Below are 23,795 nucleotides of genomic sequence, written 5' to 3'. Positions count from 1 at the left end.
AATGAAACACACCTATCATATAGAAGGAATGAGTTGCAACGGATGCCGCAAGCATGTTGAAGACCTGTTGAGCGCGCAACCCGGGATCACTGATGTCCAGGTTGATCTGAAGGAAAAAAGAGCCACGGTAACCATGGAGCATCACCTTTCCCTGGAGTCGCTACAGAAAGCTTTTTCCGATGATGGAGGCCGATACCAGATTCACCCCGAGGGATACACCCCCCCCACAACACCTAAGACACAAACCTACCATATAGAAGGCATGAGCTGCAACGGTTGTCGCAAGCATGTCGAAGAGCTGCTTCAGGCCCAACCGGAGATCGCCGATGCCCATGTCGACCTTGAAGAGAAAAAGGCCACGGTTACCGTGCACAAACCTATTTCCCTCGAATCCCTGCAAAAGGCCTTTGAAGGTGAACGCTATCAAATACTCCCCGGGGATCACACTCCCGATCCGGAAGCGCAAAAGGCGCAATCTGCCCCTACCGATCAGGGGCCCGGAACCTGGTATTGCCCGATGCAATGCGAAGGCGATAAAACCTACGACCATTACCGCGATTGCCCGGTTTGCGGCATGGACCTGGTCAAGGCAGAATCTGCCATCCCCACCAGTGCAAGCTATACCTGCCCTATGCACCCGGAAGTGGTTCAGGATACGCCGGGAAGCTGTCCGAAATGCGGCATGGACCTGGTACCACAGCAACCCCGGGAAGAAGAAGATGAATCTTATAAGCGCCTCTTAACGAAATTTAAGCTGGCCGTTGCCTTCACCCTGCCCATATTTATGATAGCCATGTCTGATATGATACAGCCCAATCCGCTGTACCATATCATGGATGCGAAATATTGGAATTGGATCCAGCTGGCCCTGTCTATACCGGTGGTATTCTACGCCACATGGATGTTCTTTGAACGCGCCTGGCGATCGATCGTAACCTGGAACCTCAATATGTTCACCCTGATCGGGATCGGTGCCGGAGTGGCCTGGACCTACAGTGTGATCGCCCTGTTATTCCCCGCGTTCTTCCCCCCACAATTCAGAACCGAAGGAGGCGATGTTCACCTGTATTTTGAATCGGCTACCGTGATTCTCACCCTTGTACTCCTGGGCCAGGTGCTGGAAGCAAGGGCGCATAAAAAAACGAACAGCGCCATAAAAGAGCTCCTGAAACTGAGTCCGAACGAAGCCATTCGCCTCAAAGACGGAAAAGAAGAGATCATTGCCGTAGCCCATATTCAGAAAGGAGATATCCTAAAAGTTAAACCGGGAGGTAAAATACCGGTAGACGGCCGGATCACCGAAGGAGAGACGCATATTGACGAGTCGATGATCACCGGGGAACCCCTCACAGTCGATAAGACTCAGGGCGACACTGTTAAGGCAGGTACGATAAACGGGACCCGCTCCTTCCTAATGGAAGCAGAAAAGGTAGGAGAAGAAACCCTGTTAGCACAGATCATAGACATGGTCAACCAGGCAAGTCGCTCACGCGCTCCCATCCAGAAACTTGCCGACCGTATTGCGGCATGGTTCGTTCCTATTGTAGTGATCACAGCAATACTCACCTTCATCATCTGGGCAATACTCGGACCGGAACCCCGCTATACGTATGCGCTGATCAATGCCATCGCAGTGCTCATTATCGCTTGCCCATGTGCCCTGGGACTCGCCACGCCTATGTCGGTGATGGTTGGAGTTGGTAAAGGTGCACGAAACGGGGTATTGGTCAAGAATGCCGAAGCCCTGGAAACCCTTCAAAAGGCAAACACCCTGATCGTAGATAAAACAGGTACCCTGACCGAAGGTAAGCCCGAGGTGGTTGCCATTACCCCGCTGGATGAAGCCTGTAGTGAGCAATACCTCCTGCAATACCTGGCCTCTGTTAATAAGAACAGTGAACACCCCCTGGCCAATGCCATAACAACACACGCCCAAAAAGAAGGTGTAACCCTTCTCGAAGCCAGCCAGTTCAAATCCATTACCGGAAAGGGAGTGAGGGCCCTCATTGTGAAGAGCGAGGTACTCGTAGGGAACCTGAGTCTTATGCAACAACATCAGGTAACCATGAGCGCTACCCAGCAAGCTGCCTTTGAAAAGGAACAACAAAAAGGATATACGGTCTCCCTTATTGCTATAGATGGGGTGATTTGTGGTTCGGTAAGCATTGGCGACCGTATCAGAGAACAGAGTAAGGGCGCTATCAGATCCCTCCAGGATCACGGTATTAAAGTGATCATGCTCACCGGGGATCACGAAGCTACGGCCAAGGCTGTAGCCGATGAACTAAACATCAAAAGCTATCGCGCAGGTATGCTCCCGGAAGATAAGCTCAAGGTGGTAAAAGAACTTCAGGAAAAAGGAGCGGTCGTTGCCATGACCGGCGACGGGATCAACGACGCCCCGGCCCTGGCACAGAGCGATATAGGTATCGCCATGGGCACCGGTACCGATGTAGCCATTGAAAGCGCTTCCCTTACCCTGCTAAAAGGCGATATTGGCGGACTCGTTAAGGCGCGACTGCTCAGTGAACAGGTCATGAAGAACATCAAGCAAAACCTCTTTTTTGCCCTTATTTACAATACCATTGGGGTTCCTGTTGCAGCCGGGATCCTGTATCCTTTTTTCGGACTACTGCTCTCTCCCATGATCGCTGCCCTTGCCATGAGCTTCAGTTCGGTATCGGTGATCTCTAATGCCTTACGACTTAAAAACACCAAATTAACAGCATAGCATGATAAACAGAAAAAAAGCCCTCCTGATCAGGCAAGCACATCGATACCTCGGCATATTCCTGGGCATACAATTCCTTATATGGACCATAAGTGGTATGTATTTTAGCTGGACCGATATTGATGAAATTCACGGAGACCAGTTCCTTTCTGAAGTTGCCCCGCCGGCATTCGCACCGGGAGCGTTAACGCTTGACCTTCCGGTAGAGGCCATAAACAGTCTCGAGTTAAGAAACATCGGAGGAACCCCCTATTACTGGGTGAACGACGCTGTTTTGGTAGAAGCAGAAAGCGGAAAAGAAGTTAAAGTCATTACAGAAGCTCAGGCCCTGGAGGTAGCACGTGAACATATGAGCGAATCCTTTCCGGTGAGAAATACCACACTTATCGAAACCACCGGTGCCCATGATGAATATCGCGGAAGACCCCTACCCGCCTACCGCATCGATTTTGATCACCCCGAAGACCTTACCGCCTATGTATCGGCTAAAGACGGGAGTTTTCAAAAGGTAAGACACAACAGCTGGAGGTGGTTCGATTTTCTGTGGATGACACATACCATGGATTACGAAGGCAGGGATAATTTTAACACCATGGTATTAAGAGCCTTTTCTGCCCTCGGACTTATTACGGTAATGAGCGGATTTGCACTCTGGTTCATCTCTTCTCCGACCGTTAGAAAACTTATAAAACCTAAAAAGAAACGCAAAAAGACCGCCATCGCAAGATAGATAGCAGGCATCTATAAATTCTGAATCATGAAAAAGATCATCGTATATACCGGTATGGCCCTGGCCATAGGGCTCCTATCAGGGTACTTCCTTTTTAAAGGAGACGCGACACACGAACACCAGCAGGCAGAAGAATCGGGAACAACCATGTACACCTGTTCGATGCACCCACAGATCATGCAGCCCGAACCGGGCGACTGTCCCATTTGCGGAATGGATCTGATCCCCGCAGAAGCCGGTGCAGACGGCCTCGCCGCCAATCAATTTAAGATGAGTGATCACGCAATGGCTTTGGCAAATATCGAAACCACTCAGGTAGGAGCTCAAACCGAGGATAGCAACCGCCTCGTGTTATCGGGAACTATTGAAGCAAACGAAAAGACCTCAACCATACAGTCGGCTTATTTTAAAGGGCGAATCGAAAAGCTTTATGTAAGTGCGTCAGGAGAAACAGTAAACCAGGGACAACTCCTGGCTACCCTCTATGCTCCTGAGCTTATTACTGCCCAGCAGGAACTCCTCACCACCATGGCCATGAAAAGTGAGCAACCCGAACTCTACCAGGCTGTGCGTAAAAAATTAAAGCTCTGGAAGCTTTCAGACCAACAGATCAATGCCATAGAATCCCGTGGTACCGTTACAGAATACTTCCCAGTATACGCCACGATCTCCGGTACGGTAACCGAGAAATTGGTTAAAGAAGGTGATTATATCAACGCAGGGCAGCCCCTCTTCAAAGTGGCAAATCTCAATAGCGTTTGGGCAGTGCTCGACGCCTGGGAAAAACAGATTCCCATGCTTGAAAAAGGGCAGGAAGTTACCATCACCACCAACGCTTATCCCGGCACCGCATTTAATGGCGTCATCGATCTGGTAGACCCGATCATGAATACCTCCAGCAGGTCCATCGATGTGCGCGTAGAACTCACCAATAGAGATCAACGCCTTAAACCGGGCATGTTTATTAAGGGAGAAATAGCCACTAACGATACCTCCTCAGAGGTCACCGTTCCTAAGTCGGCCGTGATGTGGACGGGCAAACGCTCTGTTGTATACGTTCAACCCGACCCAAACCTACCCGTATTTGAACTTCGGGAGGTCGACCTAGGTCAAGAACAAGGGGATGTGTACGCCTTACTTGGAGGACTCGAAGATGGGGAGTACGTAGTGAGTAACGGCACTTTTACCGTAGATGCCGCTGCCCAGTTACAGGACAAACCATCAATGATGAATCGCGAACAAAAAACGGAGGCCCTCCAAATGCAGGATATTACCCTGCCTTCAAAATTTCAAAAGGAATTCTGGCCACTTATCGATGGGTATATTCGAATGAATGATGCCTTTGTAGCCTCCGCTCCGGACTTGGTACAAGAACAAGCAGGAGCACTTTTAAAACAATATGAAACTTTAGACCGATCGGCCCTGGGGGAAACAGAAGGTACAGCAGTTAAAAAAACAGGTCAGATGATCGCGGCCATTGCCCGCAGTAGTGACATTGAAGACCAGAGAACACATCTGGTGATCCTTTCCGATCTTATGGTTACCCTGGCATCTCGCATGGAAGACCTGCCGGAAACCCTATACGTACAAAACTGCCCGATGGCCAATCAGAACAAAGGAGCAGACTGGCTGAGCAAACAAGAGCATATTCTTAATCCGTACTACGGCGACATGATGTTAACTTGTGGAAGTGTTACCGACACCCTCAATAAAGCACAGCAATAACGACGTACATAAGGGTTGGGGCAATTCAGGACTACTTGCCCCGGCCCATTTTATTGTAGAGCTTGATCACATAGACCAACCACCCAAGGAAGAAGGCTCCTACGATCATAGAATAGTATAGCACAAAATCGGTCATCATTCCTTTGGTTTAAAATAATTCATGAATCCAAGAATAGTCGGTGCCCATAGTCCTATAAAGATCCCTGAAAGTTTCTCTCCTGTGAGAAAGACATACTCAGCCACTACAATGGTGACCAATACTACCAGGATCATTAATATATTCCAGATACCGAATCGCTTGATCAAACTTTTTATCATTTTATAATACAGGCATAGTTATCAGGGGGAGAAGTTAAGAAATTTTTAACGTCTCACCCACCGGGAAACATGAAAGTTATTCAACCCCTGGTGACCATACTTATACACCAAAAAAAAAGGCCTCCTACATGGAAGCCTTTTGGGTCTTACTTACCAGTTATTATAAAATACCTACAATACCGAAAAGTGCTGAAATGAACGTCCATGAAAGCATGGAAATCAGGATAAATACGATAAATCTAAGTGCATAAACCAGTAAGGTTGATTCTTGTTTATGTAATGTTTGCCCCATAATGTTGAAAATTTAAAGAGTTGATATATAATAAAAGTTGATATTTCTTGTTCTAAAATGTGGTTTTTTCCTACTCAAGTGTATTTATTTTATCGATTTGGGGCATAATAAATACGTAATAAATATAGGAAAAAAATGACTAAATCCAAAATTAGTAACAAGAAAAGATGACAAGTATCACCGATAATGTTACAAATTTGTAAGAATTCACTGCACCGCGGGAAGTTATTTAAAGGCGTGAAGCTCCTGTATAAAGCCGGCATCAATGCTGTAAACACAGGTGTTATCACAATTAACGCTAACGGGCCGGTGTCTCTTAACGCTCCCCATTTTGCTAGATGGCACTAATGATATCGTGTTTGGTCACAATACTGAACTTCCCGTTATGCAGGTCTACCAGTACTGCTTTATTCTCCCGGTTGATCAACCTGGAGACCTCATCCAGGGAGGTATGTTTATTGACCACGGGAAAAGCGGGCTGCATGATATGTTTTACCGGCAGATCGGCAATTTCCTTATTATCGATATAGGCCTTGAACAGGGTCGATTCATCCAAAGAACCTGCAAATCCTTCAGCATCGAGTACAGGCAGCTGCGATATATTGTATTTTTTCATACGCTCAATGGCATGGCCTACCAGCTCTTCGGTTCGCACAGTGATCAATTCTCCTTCCCTCCTGGCCGTAAGATCTCCGGCATTCTTAACCGTTTCTTCCAGAAATCCGCGTTCCCGCATCCAGTCATCATTGAACATCTTACCTACATACCGCGTTCCTGAATCGTGAAAAAGAACGACAACAACTTCTCCGGGTTTAAATTGTTCCTTTAGTTGTAACAATCCTTTGACCGCTGCCCCGGCAGAATTGCCACAAAAGATCCCTTCTTCCCTGGCCAGTTTGCGCGTGTACACCGCTGCATCTTTATCGGTAACCTTGGTGAAGCCGTCAATAAGCTTAAAATCAACGTTGGCAGGAAGGATATCCTCTCCGATCCCTTCGGTGATGTAGGGATAGATCTCGTTCTCATCGAATTCTCCGGTCTCGTGGTATTTTTTAAACACCGAACCATAAGTGTCGATTCCCCAGATCTTCACCTCCGGATTCTTTTCTTTCAGGTACCGCCCTACCCCACTTATGGTACCTCCGGTCCCTACCCCTACCACAAAATGATCGATCTTGCCATCGGTCTGCGCCCAGATCTCCGGGCCTGTTTGCTCGTAATGGGCTTTGGTGTTCGACAGGTTATCGTATTGATTCACATACCAGGAATTCGGGGTTTCTTCCGCCAGACGTTTGGATACCGAATAATAGGACCGTGGGTCGTCTGGAGCTACGTTCGTAGGGCATACGACTACCTCAGCCCCTACCGCTCTCAAGATATCGATCTTTTCACGCGACTGCTTATCACTGATCACACAAATAAGTTTATACCCTTTAACGATGGCGCCCAGGGCAAGTCCCATTCCGGTATTCCCGCTGGTACCCTCGATGATGGTCCCTCCCGGTTTTAAACGACCGTCTGCCTCGGCATCCTCGATCATTTTTACGGCCATGCGGTCCTTTACCGAATTTCCGGGATTAAAGGTCTCTACCTTGGCAAGTACCAGGGCATCGATCTCACCGGTAATGGTGTTGAGTTTTACAAGGGGAGTATTCCCAATGGTTTGCAGAATGTTCTCGGCGTAATTCATAAGGGGTTATTTACGTTGTAAGTTAGTTAATTACATCCCCTTATACAAGAGCGATAATCCCCCCTATTCGAACTTGATGGACCTGGCCGGTGAAATTTTGGTAATGATGTAAGAGGGCACCAGTAGCATGAGCAAGCACAGTAAAAGGGTACCCCCATTGAGCACCAGGATGTGCAGCGGATTAATATAGACCGGTGCTGAGGCCACATAATAGGTTTCGGGATCCAATGGGATGATGCCGAAATACTTTTGGAGCAACAAAATACCGAGCCCCACCAGGTTACCCCAAAAGAGTCCGACCCCGATAAGATAGGCCGCATTATAGAGAAAGATCTTTCGAATACTCCAGTTAGAACAACCCTGGGCTTTCAGTATCCCGATCATAGGGGTACGTTCAAGAATGAGCACTAAAAGTGCCGTGATCATATTGATGCCCCCGACAATGATCATGATCCCGATAATGATCGCAATATTAAAATCGAAGAGTGATAACCATTCAAAAATGGCGTAGTATTTATTGGATATGGTCTGTGAATCCAGTGTCGATAATGTACTGCCGTACACTTCACGTCCTTTTTCCTCCAATCGATCAAAATCTTCTATAAAAACCTCAAAAGCCCCCACCTGATCTTCGCTCCACCGGTTCATACGCTGAATATGGCGGAGATCGGTAAACATATAATTCGCATCAAAATCCCGGAATCCGCTATCGTAGATCCCAACGACCTCGAATCTAACCTGGTTAGGCAGATCGCTGGTCTTTTCTTTTAGAAAGAATGCCCAGAACGAATCGCCCACCTTTAATTTCAGTCTGCCGGCAAGGTAGGCCGAGATCAGGGCTTCTTCATTTCGTTTTCCGCTATAGTCGGGTAATCGTCCCGCCTTGAGATATTCTTCGAAAGGCGCCCAGTTGTAATCGGCACCTACACCCTTGGCAATGATCCCCTCAAAGGTCTCAGGGGTACGTATGATCCCTCCTTTGGTGGCAACTGCCTGCACATGAGATATGCCTTCGATATCCTTGAACTCGGGATAGAATTCCTGGTCGAGAGACACCGGATTTACCGATACATCACTTTGATTGTTGTCGTAGTTGTAGATCTGTATATGGCCGTTAAAGGCCGATACTTTTTCGCGGATCTTTCGCTGTAGTCCGATCCCGGTAGCCACGGCGATCATCATCATCACCAGACCTATAGCGATGGCGGCGATAGCTATTTTTATAATTGGGGCCGAAATGCTACTTTTATGCTCCTTGCCTTTGATCAGGCGTTTGGCAATAAAATATTCTAAATTCAAAGTATGATCCGCTTAGTAAGCCTCAAAAATACATTTTTATTATCGTTTTTCATCATCCTGGCCTGCAGTACGTCGAACGCCCGCTCGCACCGGCAACCTGCCCAGGAAAATAGCGTCGGCCGGAACGTTCCGGTACCTGCTGCCCAAAACACGGCAACCTACCTTGAGCAATTAAAAGGAAAGCAAATCGCCGTAGTAGCCAATCCTACCTCGGTGATCACCAACAGGCACGGAAAACACACCCACCTGGTAGATACCCTTATGAGCAGTGGCATTACCCTGACCAAGGTCTTTGCTCCGGAGCACGGCTTTCGAGGAGATGTCGATGCCGGAGAAACCGTAGCCGATGGCACCGATAAAAAAACAGGACTCCCCCTGATCTCACTATATGGCAGTAATAAAAAACCAACTGCAGCACAGCTGGAGAACGTTGACATGGTGGTATTCGATATTCAGGATGTCGGAGTGCGCTTTTACACCTATATTTCTACCCTCCATCTGGTTATGGAAGCCTGTGCAGCACTGGGTATTCCGGTTATGGTTCTGGACCGCCCTAACCCCAACGGGGCGTGGGTAGATGGTCCTACGCTGGAAAAAGAACACAGCAGTTTTCTCGGCAAACACCCCATACCACTGGTACATGGGATGACCATTGGCGAATACGCCCAAATGATCAATGGTGAAGGATGGCTCGAAAATAGCATGCAATGCGAACTGCAGGTGATCACCATGGAAGGTTACAACAGAAATATGACTTACTCACTTCCGGTAAGGCCATCGCCCAACCTGCCTAATGACCAGTCTATAGCCCTGTATCCCAGCCTGGGCTTATTTGAAGGCACCCATATCAATGCCGGGAGAGGCACCGAATTCCAGTTTCAACGTTTTGGTGCACCATTTCTGAATAAGGAACATTTCGACTTTCAATACACTCCTGAACCTAACTTCGGGGCTAAGCACCCAAAACACGAGGGGGAAGTATGTTACGGCAGAGACCTCTCTCAGGTGACCCCAAAAAAAATGGTCGATCTGAGATGGCTTGTAGAAGCCTATGCCCAGACAGACCAAAAAGAAACTTTTTTTAAAGACCGGTCGTTTACCCTTCATGCCGGTACCGATGTACTGCGCAGGCAGATCGAAGGGGGCATGACCGCCGAAGCGATTCGCGATACCTGGCAGGAAGGGATCAAAGCCTTCCTCGAATTACGAGCTCCTTACCTCCTCTACCCCTGAATCGGCTTCGAACTTGGCACCTTCAGGAGCACGGTACTTCCCGAAAGGAAGTTTTAACAGCTTGTCGATCTTCGCGTTCGAATCGACATCCGGATAGGTGTCTACCCCATAGATCAATTCGTCATTACGCATTTTGGCAAACGTACCAAAGAGTCGGTCCCAGATAGAAAAGATATTTCCGTAATTGGTATCGGTGTACGGCAATACATAATGATGATGCACCTTGTGCATATCCGGAGAAACAATGATCCAGCTTATCACATCGTCCAGCTTTTTGGGCAGTTCGATGTTGGCGTGATTAAACTGAGAGAATACTACCGACAGGGATTGATAAAGCATGATAATGGCTACCGGAGCCCCAAGTACCAAAGTTGCCAGAGTGGTGAAAAGAAATCGTACCACACTTTCTCCCGGATGGTGGCGATTGGCCGTGGTGGTATCTACGTGATTGTCGGTATGGTGAATGAGGTGGAACATCCAAAGGGGCTTGATCTTGTGCTGTACCCAGTGGGCGAGCCAGGCTCCAATGAGGTCCATAAGCATAACTCCCAAAACCACCCTTACCCATAAGGGGGCATCCAGCCATTGTAAGACACCGAAATTATTGGCCACCGTCCAGTCGCTGGTTTGCAGCAGGATAAAAGCCAGCACGAAATTGATCACAATGGTGGTGAGCGTAAAGAAGATATTAGGCCAGGCATGCCTGAACTTCTTGTAGTCGAACTTGAATAAAGGGGCTGCATATTCCAGCAACCAGAAAAATGTAATTCCCGACACCAGGATCAGACTCCGGTGTGATGAGGGAATGGTTTCAAAGTAGTTGATAATGGTTTCCATAGGCGAAATATAACCCATTCGACTTACTTAGGCAATCGCTTTTTCATTTCTTCAACAATGCGAAAGGCTGCCGGACATATCGAGGTGTTCTTCAAGGTAAGGTTCGTGATCTGGTGAAAGTTCTTTCGATCGGTATGCGGGTACTCCCGGCAGGCCTTGGGGCGCACTTCGTAGATCAGGCAGTAGTTCTGGTCGTCCAGAAAGGTGCAGGGTACGCTTTGCAGTACATGATCGTTGTCTTCATCTACCCGAAGGTATTTTTCGATGAACTGCTGCGGTTTCATCCGCAGAAATTTCGAAATACGTTCAATATCGGCATTGGTGAACAAAGGCCCGGTGGTCTTACAGCAATTCGCACACTCCAGGCAATCGGTGCGCTCGAATTCTTCTTCGTGCAATTCCTGCATGAGCACATCCAAATGCTTTGGCGGCTTTTTCTTCAGCTTGGCGAAAAACTTCTTGTTCTCTTTATGCTTATCTTTGGCTAACTGCGGTAAGGCCTTCAACATCTCTTCCATGTTGCAAAGGTAAGTACAAAAACAAATGGTTATGAAAGACCTTATAGGAAAGGCGGTATATGATGAGTTTACAGGGGTACGAACAGCACCTGTCATGGCAGAAACGACTATCTCAGAAGCCGACGAATTCCCGGTATCCTATATGTTCAGGGATTACGACGAAATGCCTGCTATCGAACAAAAGGCACTCGACCTCTGTCGCGGCAATGTATTCGATGTAGGGTGCGGTGCAGGAAGTCACGCCCTATGGCTTCAGGATCAGGGACTGCATGTTACTGCAATAGATATCTCCCCCTCTGCCGTAAGAGTAGCAAATGAAAGAGGCGTGCTCAAAACGGTGGTGGGCGATTTTATGCATTGCAAGTCCGACCGATATGATACCATCCTCATGCTCATGAACGGTACAGGCCTTTTCGGAGCTCTTAATAATGTTAGATCCGCCTTACAACATCTGGCTTCCCTGCTCAATCCCGGCGGACAGATCCTGATCGACTCTTCTGATATTATCTATATGTACGATGAAGACGATGATGGCGGGAAATGGGTACCGGCCGACAGGTATTACGGTGAGCTGGAATTTACCGTTCATTACGAAGGTGAATCTGAATCGTTTCCCTGGCTCTACATAGACTACCCTCGCCTAAAGGAACTCGCCGGCGAGATCGGACTGGATTGTGAAATGGTATATGAAGGCGATCACTACGACTATTTGGCGCGGATCACCAAGAAGGTAGACAGGTAGACGGGTAGACAGGTAGACAGGTAGACGGGTAGACGGGTAGACAGGTAGACGGGTAGACGGGTAGACGGGTAGACGGGTAGACAGGTAGACAGGTAGACAGGTAGACAGGTAGACGGGTAGACGGGTAGACAGGTAGACAGGTAGACAGGTAGACAGGTAGACAGGTAGACAAATTTAATGCCCGTCCAATTCAAAATTTATAATCTATAATTCATAATCCCCTCTTTATCCTCCGTAGCTTCAGCGAAGGAGGGCTTTACCTTCTCTAAGGAATATTCAAATACTTGTGGGTCTGCAACGAGACCTTCCACTTCGGATGTTTCATCACGTAGTCAACGATCTCAGGGATCATCTTATCGCGCTTACTCCATTCCGGCTGCATATAGAGTATACAATCCTTATTCACCTTGGCAGCCTGCTCTTCAGCAAACTTAAAATCGTGATGGTTATAGATGATCACCTTTAACTCATGAGCGTTTCGGTACACTTCATCCTTGGGGAGCTTCATCTTTTTAGGTGAAAGGCAGATCCAGTCCCATTGTCCGGTAAGCGGATAAGCCCCTGAAGTTTCTATGTGAGTTTTGAGTCCTCTGGATTTTAATCGGGAAGTAAGGGGCTCCATATCCCAGGTGAGGGGTTCTCCCCCGGTGATCACAATGGTATCTGAATACTTCGCGGCATTATCCACAATATGGTCCACATGTGTAGGCGGGTGGGTAGCGGCGTTCCAGCTCTCCTTCACGTCGCACCAGTGACACCCCACATCGCAACCGCCCACGCGAATAAAATACGCAGCGGTACCCTTGTGGTATCCCTCTCCCTGAATGGTGTAGAATTCTTCCATTAGCGGGAGCATTTCCCCCTGATCTACCAACGCTAAAACCTCACTTTTTTCCATGCGGCAAAGATACAACTACTTTGGATGTTACAAGAGGGCACTACACCTTTTTCTTCACCTTTAGACTCCGCCTTTTGCCACTCATCTGCTGCAGTATCATTTTTGGTCAATTTAATGTATTTTAGTACAAAGCATTAATTTATGACTACTGCAGACCAATTCAGGGAATCGATTACTAAAGGCTATACCACCAAGGGCGAGGCCCTGGAGATCGGAGCCGCCATGCTTGACGGCGAAACCCTTACCAACTCCCTGATAAAAATCCCGTTAAAAACCATGAACCGCCACGGTCTTATCGCGGGTGCCACCGGTACCGGAAAGACCAAATCGCTACAGGTTATGGCCGAACAGCTATCAGAAAAAGGCGTTCCTGTGCTGCTCATGGACCTTAAGGGTGATCTTAGCGGACTCGCAGTTCCGGGGAATCCGCATCCAAAGATCGATGAACGTATGCAGGCTATCGGACTCGAATTTACGGCCAAGGGATACCCGGTGGAGATCCTTAGTATCTCTGAGCAGGAAGGGGTTCGGCTTCGGGCAACAGTGTCTGAATTTGGACCGGAACTCCTCTCCCGTATCCTGGACCTCTCTGAAACCCAGCAGGGCATCATGGCAGTGATCTTTAAATATTGTGACGATAACGAATTGCCGCTGCTCGATCTGAAAGACCTCAAGAAAATACTTCAATATGCGACAGATCAAGGGAAGGCCGAATTTGAAGAAACGTATGGCAGGATATCAACCGCATCTACCGGAGCCATTTTACGTAAGATCGTTGCCCTGGAACAACAAGGTGCCGAAATGTTCTTTGGTGAAAGGTCTTTCGACACGAACGACCTGGTACGGGTAGATGAGAACGGACAGGGTTATATTAATGTGATACGACTTACCGACATACAAGACAAGCCCAAAATGTTCTCGACCTTTATGCTGAGCCTGCTGGCAGAGATCTACAGTACCTTCCCGGAGCGGGGCGATAGCGACCGGCCGGAACTGGTGATCTTTATCGATGAGGCCCACCTGGTTTTTGATAAGGCGACCTCTGCCTTGCTCGACCAGATCAACAGCATTGTTAAGCTCATAAGATCTAAAGGTGTAGGACTCTTCTTTATCACTCAGACGCCAACCGATATTCCCGATGAAGTGCTCTCCCAGCTGGGACTCAAAATACAACACGCCCTGAGGGCCTTTACCGCCAAAGACCGAAAAGCGATCAAACTTACAGCAGAGAATTATCCGCTAACCGAGTTTTACGATACCACCGAAGTGCTCACTAGTTTGGGGATAGGTGAAGCCCTGGTTACAGCGCTCGACGAGAAAGGTCGCCCTACCCCTTTGGCCGCCACTATGATGCGTGCACCCCAAAGCCGTATGGATGTCCTCACCGATACCGAACTCCGTGACCTCATCAAACGCTCACAACTTGCACCCCGGTACAATGAAACCACCGACCGGGAGAGTGCCTATGAAATGCTCAATGAAAAGATCAAGACCGCACAACAGGAAGAAATGCAAGAGAAGGCAAAGACCGAAAGGCGAAGTACTTCTTCCCGCGCAAGAAGCAGCAGGATGAATCCGGTCGTAAAGGTATTGACCAGCGCCACCTTTATTCGCGGGGTCATGGGAATTCTTAATAAAGCCATAAGCAGACGATAATCACTATGAAAAAATACACCGTACAATCGGCTCCCTTTGTGGTACCTACCACCGACGGAAAACTAATCGAAGAACACCACGGACTTGCGAGTACAGGGAATAAGACCCTGAGTATCGCCCATATGATCGCTCCCCCGGGATGGAGCGAGCCTTTTCAAAATCCGGAATTCGATGAGTACACCTATGTGATCAAAGGAAAAAAACAATTCATCATCGACGGCGAGACCGTTGTGCTTGAAGCCGGGCAATCGATCGTGATCCAAAAAGGAGCCCGCATTCAATATTCGAATCCGTTTAATGAACCTTGCGAGTACCTCGCGGTTTGCACCCCTGCTTTTCAACTGGAAATGGCGCATCGGGAAGAGTAATAAAAACACCCCGAAAACACACAACACACTGTGAATCAGTATTTTTACATATTTTTAAGTTAATTTTCATACAGGATCCGGGCGTATTCGCAGGACATGACATATGTATATCCATGAAATGGTCGATCCTGCAACAACCAACTAAAACTTGAACTATGAAAAAATTTATCGCAGAATTCATCGGCACTTTTTGGCTGGTATTCGGTGGTTGCGGTAGTGCCGTACTCGCCGCCGGTATTCCGGAACTCGGTATTGGTTTTGCCGGGGTTTCCCTCGCCTTTGGTTTAACAGTATTAACCATGGTCTATGCCATTGGCCACATTTCCGGATGTCACCTGAATCCGGCTGTTTCTATCGGATTGTGGATCGGTGGACGTTTTGAAAGTAAAGAACTTCTTCCCTACATCAGTGCCCAGGTCATCGGCGGAATTGCCGGAGCAGCGGTACTCTACGGTATTGCTTCCGGAAAGGCCGGATTCGAGATCGGCACCTTTGCTGCCAATGGTTACGACGCCTTATCTCCGGATGGCTACTCCATGATGGCGGCTTTACTGGCCGAGGTTGTACTCACCTTTATGTTTCTTATCGTGATCCTTGGGGCCACACATCCGAAGGCTCCGGCAGGATTTGCAGGGATCGCCATCGGTCTCGCCCTTACCCTGATCCATTTGATCAGTATTCCCGTAACCAATACCTCTGTAAATCCGGCTCGTAGTACCAGCCAGGCGCTTTTTGCCGGCGGTATGGCTTTACAACAGCTCTGGTTATTCTGGGTTGCCCCTATTGCAGGTGCTGCCCTTGCAGGGATTACTTATAAATTTTTAGGAAAGGAAGATTAAATTCTCCGGACGGGAACAACTTCGGTATTCGTCTTTTGATGCATCAGATAAAGGGGGCATTACCTTGGGAACGCCAAAGGTAGTGTCCCTTTGCATTTTCGACCAAACGGTTTCATACATGGTTCAATAGCTACCAATAATCTAATTAGCACCTACATTATTTCGAAAAAATGCTATATTTGAACAAACCTAAATCCTTATTCCATGCTACTTCGTGACCTTTTTAGGCTCATTTTAAAACTCTTTGGGGTCTATGCATTGATCATCAGCCTGTTCACTTTTTTACCCAAGGCCTTCAGTATCTCCGATTTCGAGATCTCTTCTTTCATATGGATCTTTGTTGTTTCCGTTATTATGATCGGATTCTTTTTGGTGATCGTTTTTCGTAGTGATGCCATTATCGACCTGTTGGAGTTGGACCAGGGATTTGAAGAGAAAGAAGTACACTTTGGTAAGATCGATACCCTTACTCTCATCAAACTGGGGGTTATCCTTGCCGGAGGGGTTCTTGTGGTAAGTAAATTTCCTGAGTTTATTTACCAGACCTTCAACCTGATGAAAAATCAGTCTGAACCTTCAGCATGGGAAAGATTCATCGGTCGTAATAAACCTGCCATAGAACCATCTGCTAATCTGGCGATAAGCGGATTGCAACTTATTTGCGGTGCCTTACTGCTCATCTTCCGCAATAAGATCAGTGAAGTGCTCAACAGCGCCAGGTTCTGATCACTTTATTCAAGACAAACCCTTCTACCATTGCCATTGGGCAAGGCATATCAAATACCCTATTGTTAGAGTTCCCTCTAGTAGTACCTATGAAAACAAACCCAGAAGAACACAACCAAAAGGGAGTGATCCGGATCAAGAGTCCAGCAAGAACCTGTTTATTCGGAGATCACCAGGACTATATGTACCTGCCTGTGATCGCCTGTGCCATTGACCGCCATATCGATCTCACCGCAACCCCAATAGCCGAAAACCACCTCCATGTTGTCTTACCCGATATCAATAAAGAAAAATACATTGCCCTGGATGAAAATTTTGGCGAGGGCGTTATCGGCGATCACTTGCTGGCCGCTTATAAGGTGTTTAAGGCTCAGGGAGGCCAATTGGCAAACGGATACAAAATCATCGTTAAAGGTAACGTGGCCATTAATGCAGGGATCTCCAGCTCTTCGGCCGTGGTGGTTGGATGGGTAAACTTCCTGCTCGCTGCCTCTTCTACCCCGATGAAGAAAGACCGTGAGTATATCGCACAACTGGCCTATGAAGCTGAGGTAACCGAGCAAAGGAGTCCCGGCGGACGAATGGATCAATATGCCATTGCTCTTGGGGACATCATTTACCTGGAAACCGACGATAATGCCTCCTATGAAACCTATAAAAAAGAGGTTCCCGGGCTCATCGTTGGTGAATCCGGTATTCCTAAACCCACCCTTTCGCTTCTTGGGGAGTTGAGAACAAAAGCATGGGAAGCCATAAAGGCCATACAAAATACCCATCCTGATTTCGAAATTGCCGACGCCCGTAACGAAGACCTCGACACCTTGCTGCCCCTGGTGCCCGAACCACTGAAAAAAGTTTTTGAAGCCGCCGTATGCAACCATTCGATCACCCGTACCGCTCTGACAGAGATCAGAAAAGAACATCCCGATATGGCTTTGATAGGTTCCCTGATCAATGAACACCATGCCTTATTGCGCGATAACCTGGGGATCACGGTGCCACTGATCGATAAAATGATCGAAGCCGCCCTCGATGCCGGTGCCCTTGGTGCCAAGATCGTAGGCTCCGGACTTGGAGGAAGTATCATTGCCCTTGCACCCGAAGGAAAAGAGCTAGCAGTAATTGACGCTATCAAACGATCCGGGGCAAGAGATGCCTACCTGGTGGCTACCGACCCTGGAGTACGAATCGTATAACCACAAACAACCCTATGAAAACCATTCAATCTCTAGTCATTCTTGCCGGGGGTGCATCCTCACGTATGAAACGCTCTATGGCAGAAGCCAACAAACACTTGTCTCCTGAAGAGATCGCACAGGCCAATGAACGCAGTAAAGGCCTCATTAAACTTGGCGATAGCGGCTATCCCCTTATCGATTACCTCCTCTTTAACGCCAGGGAGGCAGGCATTAAAAAGGTCGTCTTCCTCACCGGTCCAAATAGTTTGCCTTTCAGAGAACACTTTAAAGGAGACCAGAACGATTACCACGGGCTTGAAACCCATTTCGCACTACAGCATATTCCGGAAGGAAGGGTAAAACCCCTGGGGACAGCAGATGCTCTTGTGCAAACCCTGGACCAACAACCTTGGCTCAAAAAGGAGCGGTTTATTGTTTGCAACAGCGATAACCTGTATTCGACAGAAGCCTTTTCGCTGCTTAAGGGCACCAGGGCTCCGAACGCCTTTATCTCTTATGACCGGGACGCACTAGAATTCTCAACAGAACGCATCAACCGTTTTGCCCTGGTAAAAACTGACACAGACAATTATCTGGCCGACATCATTGAAAAGCCAACGGCGAGCGAGGCAGCGCTGTACCGTGATCCTGAAGGCAAGTTCAGGGTGAGCATGAACATTTTTATGTTTTCCGGAGATCAGATCTATCCTTATCTCGTGAATTGTCCTATGAACCCGGAACGCCGGGAAAAAGAATTACCAACGGCACTGCTCAATATGGTACACGACCATGAGCAAAGCGTTTTAGCGCTTCCCCTGGCCGAACATGTTCCGGACCTCACCTCAAAAGAAGACATTGCAATCTTAAAAAAGCGCATCAGGGACCACTACCCTGAAAGGCTCTGGGATTAGTTCTGCCCTTCAGATCTCGCGCTGGGCTTTTCAGGGAAGTTGCCGGGCGAAAAAATTTCGGGTATTGGTCGAAAAAAGTATTTTTGGTTCTAAGCTCCGGGCACCGCTTGAACAGGTGCCCGATCAACCTTAAACCCATACCCATGATCTCACTAAATACCCTGGACTACCTGTTCATTGGTGCCTTTTTCACCATTTCCCTTGGTATAGGATTTTACGTTTCCCGTCAATCGGGAAAAAGTTCCTCAGAATACTTCCTTTCAGGAAGAACCATGCCCTGGTGGCTTCTCGGAGTCTCTATGGTGGCAACCACCTTTTCTACCGATACCCCTAACCTGGTAACCGACATTGTTCGTAACAGTGGTGTTAGTGGTAACTGGGTGTGGTGGGCCTTTCTGATCACCGGCCTGCTTACCGTTTTTATCTATGCAAAATTATGGAGGAGATCGGGCGTAAATACCGACATCGAATTCTATGAACTTCGTTACGGAGGAAAACCAGCGCGCTTTTTAAGAGGATTCCGAGCCGTATATCTCGGGGTGATCTTTAATGTTCTGGCCATGTCGGCAGTAACCCTTGCAGCGATCAAGATCGGACAGATCATGCTGGGCCTTTCTCCCCTTGAAACCATCGGGATCGCCGGTATCGTTACAGTGATCTTCAGTACAGCTGGTGGATTCAAAGGGGTGGTATATACCGATTTCATCTTGTTCTTTGTGGCTATGGCCGGAGGGATCGGAGCCGCATGGTATTGCGTGAACCTACCTGAAGTGGGTGGTTTACAAGCCCTGATCACCCATGAGAACGTAGTCGGAAAACTCGATATCCTGCCCGACCTGGACAATAAAAGTGCCCTGATCACCCTCCTTATCATTCCACTGGCCGTGCAATGGTGGAGTGCCTGGTATCCGGGAGCTGAACCTGGAGGGGGTGGCTATATCGCTCAGCGTATGCTCGCTGCCAAAGATGAGAACCACGCCATTGGCGCTACCTTTTTCTTTAACATCCTGCACTATGCCCTGCGTCCGTGGCCATGGATCCTCGTGGCCCTCGCTTCCCTGGTCGTATACCCGGATGTAGCCAGTATACACGAAGCCTTCCCCAATGTGACCGAAGATAAGCTGGGACATGACCTCGCCTATTCGGCAATGCTTACCAAACTGCCCAACGGACTCTTAGGTGTGGTGCTTACTTCCCTGGTAGCCGCCTATATGTCGACCATCTCTACCCACCTCAACTGGGGGTCGTCTTATGTAGTAAACGATTTTTACATCCAGCACATCAATCCCAAAGCTTCCCAAAAAGAGCAGGTAAACATAGGGCGTCTGGCCACGGTATTACTTATGGTGGTTTCTGCCGGTTTGGCCTTACTTCTTAACAATGCCCTGCAACTTTTCAATATCATCCTGATGTTCGGGGCCGGAACCGGACTCATCTTTATTTTAAGATGGTTCTGGTGGCGTATCAATGCGTGGAGCGAGATCTCGGCCATGTTTGCCTCCGGAATCATTTCCCTGCTCATCAACTTTACAGCTGTGGGCGCTATACTCTTTGGTCAGGACGGCACCGAAGGCCTTATGCCGGGATGGATGACCTATCCGTTCGTGGTCGCCGTATCGTCTGCTATCTGGATCGCCACAACCTACCTTACCGCACCCGAAACCCAGGAAACCCTGATCAATTTTTATAAAAAGATCAACCCCGGTGGCCCGGGTTGGACCAAGGTCATCGAGAAAGAAGTTATTGACACGAAAGAAGGGGTATCCGGTAAAGAAGCCTGGAACGTACCTGCAGGGATCGCAGCCACCCTGGTGGGGTGTCTCGTGATCTACAGCAGCTTGTTCGCCACGGGATACTGGATCTACGGAAGGTATACCAAGGCCGCCATACTAACAGCCTTAGCCATTGTAGGAGCCGTGATCCTTACCCGATTGTGGAAAAAGATCAAAACCGTGATCTTCTGATCAACCTGTGAAAAACCTTAAACTAAAAAAACTACTAACCAAACAAGCATAATGAATTCGAGAAGAGATTTTATTCGCACCACCACCGCGGCAGGTACCGGACTTTTATTCATGCCTGAACTGGCTTTTTCCAGGAATGCAGGTAAGGAAAAACTAAACGTAGCCCTTATAGGCGTAGGACTCCGGGGAACCAACCACCTCAATAATCTTTTACTAAGAGATGATGTGAACATCACCGCTATTTGCGATACAGATCCCGAGCGTATAGCGTTAAATCTTAAGTCGATCAAAAAAGCGGGGAAACCAGCACCAAAGACCTTCGGAAAAGATGACTACGATTACAGAAACCTCCTCGAGCTAAAAGAGGTAGATGCCGTAGTGATCTCTACGCCGTGGTTATGGCATGTACGCATGTCAAAAGATGCCATGAGAGCCGGAAAATACACAGGAGTAGAAGTATCTGCAGCCAATACCCTGACCGAATGCTGGGACCTGGTGAATACCCATGAAGAAACCGGATCGCACCTGATGATCCTGGAAAATGTAAACTACCGAAGAGATGTACTTGCCGTACTTAACATGGTGAAGGAAGGACTTTTCGGAGAATTGGTACACTTTAGATGTGGTTACCAGCACGATCTTCGCCATGTAAAATTTAACGACGGCAAACAACCATATGGCGGAGGTGTTGAGTATGGTGAAAAAGGAATCTCTGAAGCACGCTGGCGTACAAAGCACTCCGAACTTAGAAATGCCGATGTTTATCCGACCCATGGTCTTGGGCCGGTGGCTACTATGGCCGATATCAACAGGGGTAACCGTTTCGTATCCCTGACCTCTCACGCCACAAAAGCTGTCGGACTGCACGACTATATCGTAAACCATGAAAAAGGTGGTAAAGATCACCCTAATGCCGCTATAAAATGGAAGCAGGGTGATGTGATCACAACCACTATAGAAACCGCCAAGGGCGAGACCATTATCATTACCCACGACGTCAACCTTCCTCGTCCGTACTCACTGGGCTTCAGGGTTCAGGGAGTAAAGGGACTCACGGAGTTCGATTATGACAACAGACGCATCTTTGTTGAGGGTAAAAGCGAAGGTCACGGATGGGAAAAAATGGATAGCTACCTGGAAACCTACGACCACCCCCTATGGAAAAAGTTCGGTACCTATGCTGAAGGATCCGGACACGGAGGTATGGATTTCTTTGTGATGAATGCCTTTGTAGAATCGGCAAAACAGAATATCGCGCCTCCTATGGACGTATACGACGCAGCCGCATGGAGCGCCGTAACACCATTATCGGAAAGGTCGATCGCCAACAATGGTGAACCACAAGATTTCCCTGATTTCACGCGAGGGAATTGGGTAAAGCGCAAGCCCTATAATTGGATGAAAGACGATTTTTAATTGCATAAGACTAAACTTTATACAAAAGAGCAGGCGAGATCGTCTGCTTTTTTTATTGGGTAATTCAGACAAGCAGGTTGTTGTCAAATAACCATCCCCTTTACTTCTTTACATCTTTACTTCTTTACCTCTTCTATGTTGTTTTCCAAGCAAAAAGCCTGTTTTTTACCATTATAGTCTTTCGGAAGCCCTTTTCAAAGCTTCCATTTCTGTTCATGATTCAAACACTCTTTCTCTTTGATGGTACTACTTTTTTACTAAAAACCCTTTCAATTAATCTTCTATCAACAGTCTCAATGCTTAGGCATTAGCTGCAATTTATTGTTCACTTTAAAAGGAAGGGGGACGTAAACTTCACCGAACAGTCTGCTTGCAGATCAGTGATCTTCAAGTGCTGCAATTGTAAACGAACGTTCGTTCCCCCTTTGTAATTTTCCCAGGTTTATAAATAGTACCATTAAAGTTAAAGCTTTCTGATTCACGCTATTTGTTTTTAACATACGACCCCATACTTATAAGGCTCTCGATGAATTAATACATAACGAATCCGGTTTAAAAGATTCTTGGCAATTCGAATGATAGCCTTATTCTTTTTCATCCGTTTACTCAAGTTGGTAAATCGTAAAGTCAGTGCAGGATCGCTGCGAACTGCACTCCAGGCCGCTTCGATCAATGTGTTCTTTACATTAGTTCGACCTCTGGAGCTTATACCCGAGGAGCTCTCCCGATCTCCTGAAGCATGTACCTTAGGCATTAATCCAAAATAACCGCAAAGACGGTCAAAGTTGGTAAAACGATGTATATCCCCAATTTGAGTCAGCAAAGTCATGGCTGTCACAACACCTATACCAGGTATGCTTTGCAGCAATAGTACATTCTCACGGTAATTATTACTCTTTGCCAGAGCTCTTAAACGAGAACTCACCTCTTTCTTCTTGACCTTTAAATATTGGCCGTAATCCAGATGAGCCTGAATAATGAATTTAAGATCCGGATACTTTACCATCTCACTTTCCAACCACGCAACATAAGCCTTAGTCCAACTCTTGCTCCCCCGGTCAAGTTCCTCAGGAATAGAAATCCCATACTGAAACAAAAGCGACTTAATCCGATTCTTCACCCTGGAAAGATCCTTCGTTAAACTATAACGCAAACGCAGTAAACTACGGTCTAACTCCAAATGCCGATCCGGAACATCGATCCCTTTAAGTAACTGGGATCGCAGTGTATTGGCTAGTTTCCTACTATCGACCGTATCATTCTTTCGTTGGCGATCCTTCTGACTTGTAGGGATATCTGCTGCATGTACCACCTGAGCATCTATACCCAATGAACGAAGTGTTCTGCAAGGAGTAAACCCATTGAAGCCCGCCTCGTAAACAGCCTTATAACAAGCTCCGGGATAATGCTTTTGAAGGTATTTTGCCAACCCTTGAGCATCAGCATCCCTACTCATCGTCTTCAGTTCAAAATTATCACTTAAAAGCGTGACCTTCCAACTCTTCTTATGACAGTCAATTCCAATATAAATTGTTTGCCCATCAAATCCTCTCGGCGTATCTTTAACTAATGTCGGCATAAGTCAATGTTTTTTAGATTGTTATTACCTTAAAATAAAAAACTTGGCTTATGCTTTTTTGTTTAATAATGCCCCAATTCTACCTTTGATTCTTTCCTCTTATTTCATTGGAACTGTGGCCTAAAACAAACATAGTAACTTTACC

At 47.4% G+C, this 23,795-nt stretch carries 20 protein-coding genes; 13 read left to right on the top strand and 7 right to left on the bottom strand.

The genetic code is table 11. The features are described from left to right. The first annotated feature begins 1 nt into the window (after position 1). Genes IS446_RS01775 through IS446_RS01765 form a run of 3 tightly spaced genes read left to right on the top strand, consistent with a single transcriptional unit; the run spans position 2 to position 5,186 of the window. Positions 2-2,731, top strand: a complete 2,730-nt coding sequence (locus IS446_RS01775; protein ID WP_203057878.1) for a heavy metal translocating P-type ATPase — start codon at positions 2-4, stop codon at positions 2,729-2,731. A gap of 1 nt (position 2,732) precedes the next feature. After that, the gene (locus IS446_RS01770) at positions 2,733-3,461 is read left to right on the top strand and encodes a PepSY domain-containing protein (protein WP_203057876.1); all 729 of its coding nucleotides are present in this window, start codon (positions 2,733-2,735) and stop codon (positions 3,459-3,461) included. A 27-nt stretch (positions 3,462-3,488) separates the two neighbouring features. After that, positions 3,489-5,186, top strand: a complete 1,698-nt coding sequence (locus IS446_RS01765) for an efflux RND transporter periplasmic adaptor subunit (RefSeq protein WP_203057874.1) — start codon at positions 3,489-3,491, stop codon at positions 5,184-5,186. 135 nt (positions 5,187-5,321) lie between these two features. Here IS446_RS01765 and IS446_RS01760 read toward each other — a convergent pair whose 3' ends face one another. From IS446_RS01760 to IS446_RS01750, 3 genes are all read right to left on the bottom strand, one after another. Continuing rightward, a complete protein-coding gene (locus tag IS446_RS01760; protein ID WP_235996371.1) occupies positions 5,322-5,492 on the bottom strand; it encodes a hypothetical protein in 171 nt (56 codons plus the stop codon). 638 nt (positions 5,493-6,130) lie between these two features. After that, a complete protein-coding gene (locus IS446_RS01755) occupies positions 6,131-7,486 on the bottom strand; it encodes a pyridoxal-phosphate dependent enzyme (RefSeq protein WP_203057870.1) in 1,356 nt (451 codons plus the stop codon). A gap of 63 nt (positions 7,487-7,549) precedes the next feature. Next, positions 7,550-8,785, bottom strand: a complete 1,236-nt coding sequence (locus tag IS446_RS01750; protein WP_203057868.1) for an ABC transporter permease — start codon at positions 8,783-8,785, stop codon at positions 7,550-7,552. A 3-nt stretch (positions 8,786-8,788) separates the two neighbouring features. On the opposite strand from IS446_RS01750, the gene IS446_RS01745 reads away from it, so the two are divergent. After that, on the top strand, positions 8,789-10,018 hold the full coding sequence (locus IS446_RS01745) for an exo-beta-N-acetylmuramidase NamZ family protein (protein ID WP_203057866.1): 1,230 nt from the start codon (positions 8,789-8,791) through the stop codon (positions 10,016-10,018). On the opposite strand, the gene IS446_RS01740 is transcribed toward IS446_RS01745, so the two are convergent. Together IS446_RS01740 and IS446_RS01735 are read right to left on the bottom strand one after the other, a co-directional pair. Then, a complete protein-coding gene (locus tag IS446_RS01740) occupies positions 9,989-10,855 on the bottom strand; it encodes a sterol desaturase family protein (protein WP_203057864.1) in 867 nt (288 codons plus the stop codon). The two genes, IS446_RS01745 and IS446_RS01740, sit on opposite strands and share 30 nt — an antisense overlap. Positions 10,856-10,878: 23 nt before the next feature. Then, the gene (locus tag IS446_RS01735; protein WP_203057862.1) at positions 10,879-11,373 is read right to left on the bottom strand and encodes a YkgJ family cysteine cluster protein; all 495 of its coding nucleotides are present in this window, start codon (positions 11,371-11,373) and stop codon (positions 10,879-10,881) included. Positions 11,374-11,404: 31 nt separating this feature from the next. Here IS446_RS01735 and IS446_RS01730 point away from each other — a divergent pair, with 31 nt between their 5' ends. After that, positions 11,405-12,115, top strand: coding sequence for a class I SAM-dependent methyltransferase (locus tag IS446_RS01730; protein WP_203057860.1), 711 nt, complete (start codon positions 11,405-11,407; stop codon positions 12,113-12,115). A 265-nt stretch (positions 12,116-12,380) separates the two neighbouring features. Here IS446_RS01730 and IS446_RS01725 read toward each other — a convergent pair whose 3' ends face one another. After that, on the bottom strand, positions 12,381-13,013 hold the full coding sequence (locus tag IS446_RS01725; RefSeq protein ID WP_203057852.1) for a 7-carboxy-7-deazaguanine synthase QueE: 633 nt from the start codon (positions 13,011-13,013) through the stop codon (positions 12,381-12,383). 141 nt (positions 13,014-13,154) lie between these two features. On the opposite strand from IS446_RS01725, the gene IS446_RS01720 reads away from it, so the two are divergent. The 8 genes from IS446_RS01720 (at position 13,155) to IS446_RS01685 (ending at position 22,071) form a co-directional block, all read left to right on the top strand. Then, positions 13,155-14,669 (top strand): helicase HerA-like domain-containing protein, encoded by a 1,515-nt coding sequence (locus IS446_RS01720; protein ID WP_203057850.1) that lies wholly within the window; start codon positions 13,155-13,157, stop codon positions 14,667-14,669. Between the two features lie 5 nt (positions 14,670-14,674). After that, positions 14,675-15,037, top strand: a complete 363-nt coding sequence (locus IS446_RS01715; RefSeq protein ID WP_203057848.1) for a cupin domain-containing protein — start codon at positions 14,675-14,677, stop codon at positions 15,035-15,037. Between the two features lie 155 nt (positions 15,038-15,192). Further along, complete coding sequence (gene aqpZ / locus IS446_RS01710; RefSeq protein WP_203057846.1) at positions 15,193-15,876, top strand: aquaporin Z; 684 nt, start codon at positions 15,193-15,195, stop codon at positions 15,874-15,876. Positions 15,877-16,080: 204 nt separating this feature from the next. Next, positions 16,081-16,602, top strand: a complete 522-nt coding sequence (locus IS446_RS01705; RefSeq protein ID WP_203057844.1) for a hypothetical protein — start codon at positions 16,081-16,083, stop codon at positions 16,600-16,602. Positions 16,603-16,691: 89 nt separating this feature from the next. Beyond that, positions 16,692-17,798, top strand: coding sequence for a GHMP family kinase ATP-binding protein (locus IS446_RS01700; protein WP_203057838.1), 1,107 nt, complete (start codon positions 16,692-16,694; stop codon positions 17,796-17,798). Between the two features lie 14 nt (positions 17,799-17,812). Continuing rightward, positions 17,813-18,691, top strand: coding sequence for a sugar phosphate nucleotidyltransferase (locus IS446_RS01695; protein WP_203057837.1), 879 nt, complete (start codon positions 17,813-17,815; stop codon positions 18,689-18,691). Positions 18,692-18,834: 143 nt separating this feature from the next. Beyond that, positions 18,835-20,655 (top strand): sodium:solute symporter family protein, encoded by a 1,821-nt coding sequence (locus IS446_RS01690; protein WP_203057836.1) that lies wholly within the window; start codon positions 18,835-18,837, stop codon positions 20,653-20,655. 51 nt (positions 20,656-20,706) lie between these two features. Continuing rightward, positions 20,707-22,071, top strand: coding sequence for a Gfo/Idh/MocA family protein (locus IS446_RS01685; RefSeq protein WP_203057835.1), 1,365 nt, complete (start codon positions 20,707-20,709; stop codon positions 22,069-22,071). Positions 22,072-22,564: 493 nt separating this feature from the next. Here IS446_RS01685 and IS446_RS01680 read toward each other — a convergent pair whose 3' ends face one another. Further along, positions 22,565-23,650, bottom strand: coding sequence for an IS110 family RNA-guided transposase (locus IS446_RS01680; protein ID WP_203057834.1), 1,086 nt, complete (start codon positions 23,648-23,650; stop codon positions 22,565-22,567). Between the last annotated feature and the right edge of the window lie 145 nt (positions 23,651-23,795).

This window comes from Robertkochia sediminum, from assembly GCF_016786255.1.
GTDB lineage: Bacteria > Bacteroidota > Bacteroidia > Flavobacteriales > Flavobacteriaceae > Robertkochia > Robertkochia sediminum.
The sequence above is the reverse complement of the archived record's forward strand: the minus strand, read 5'-3'. Positions and strand labels throughout refer to the sequence as shown.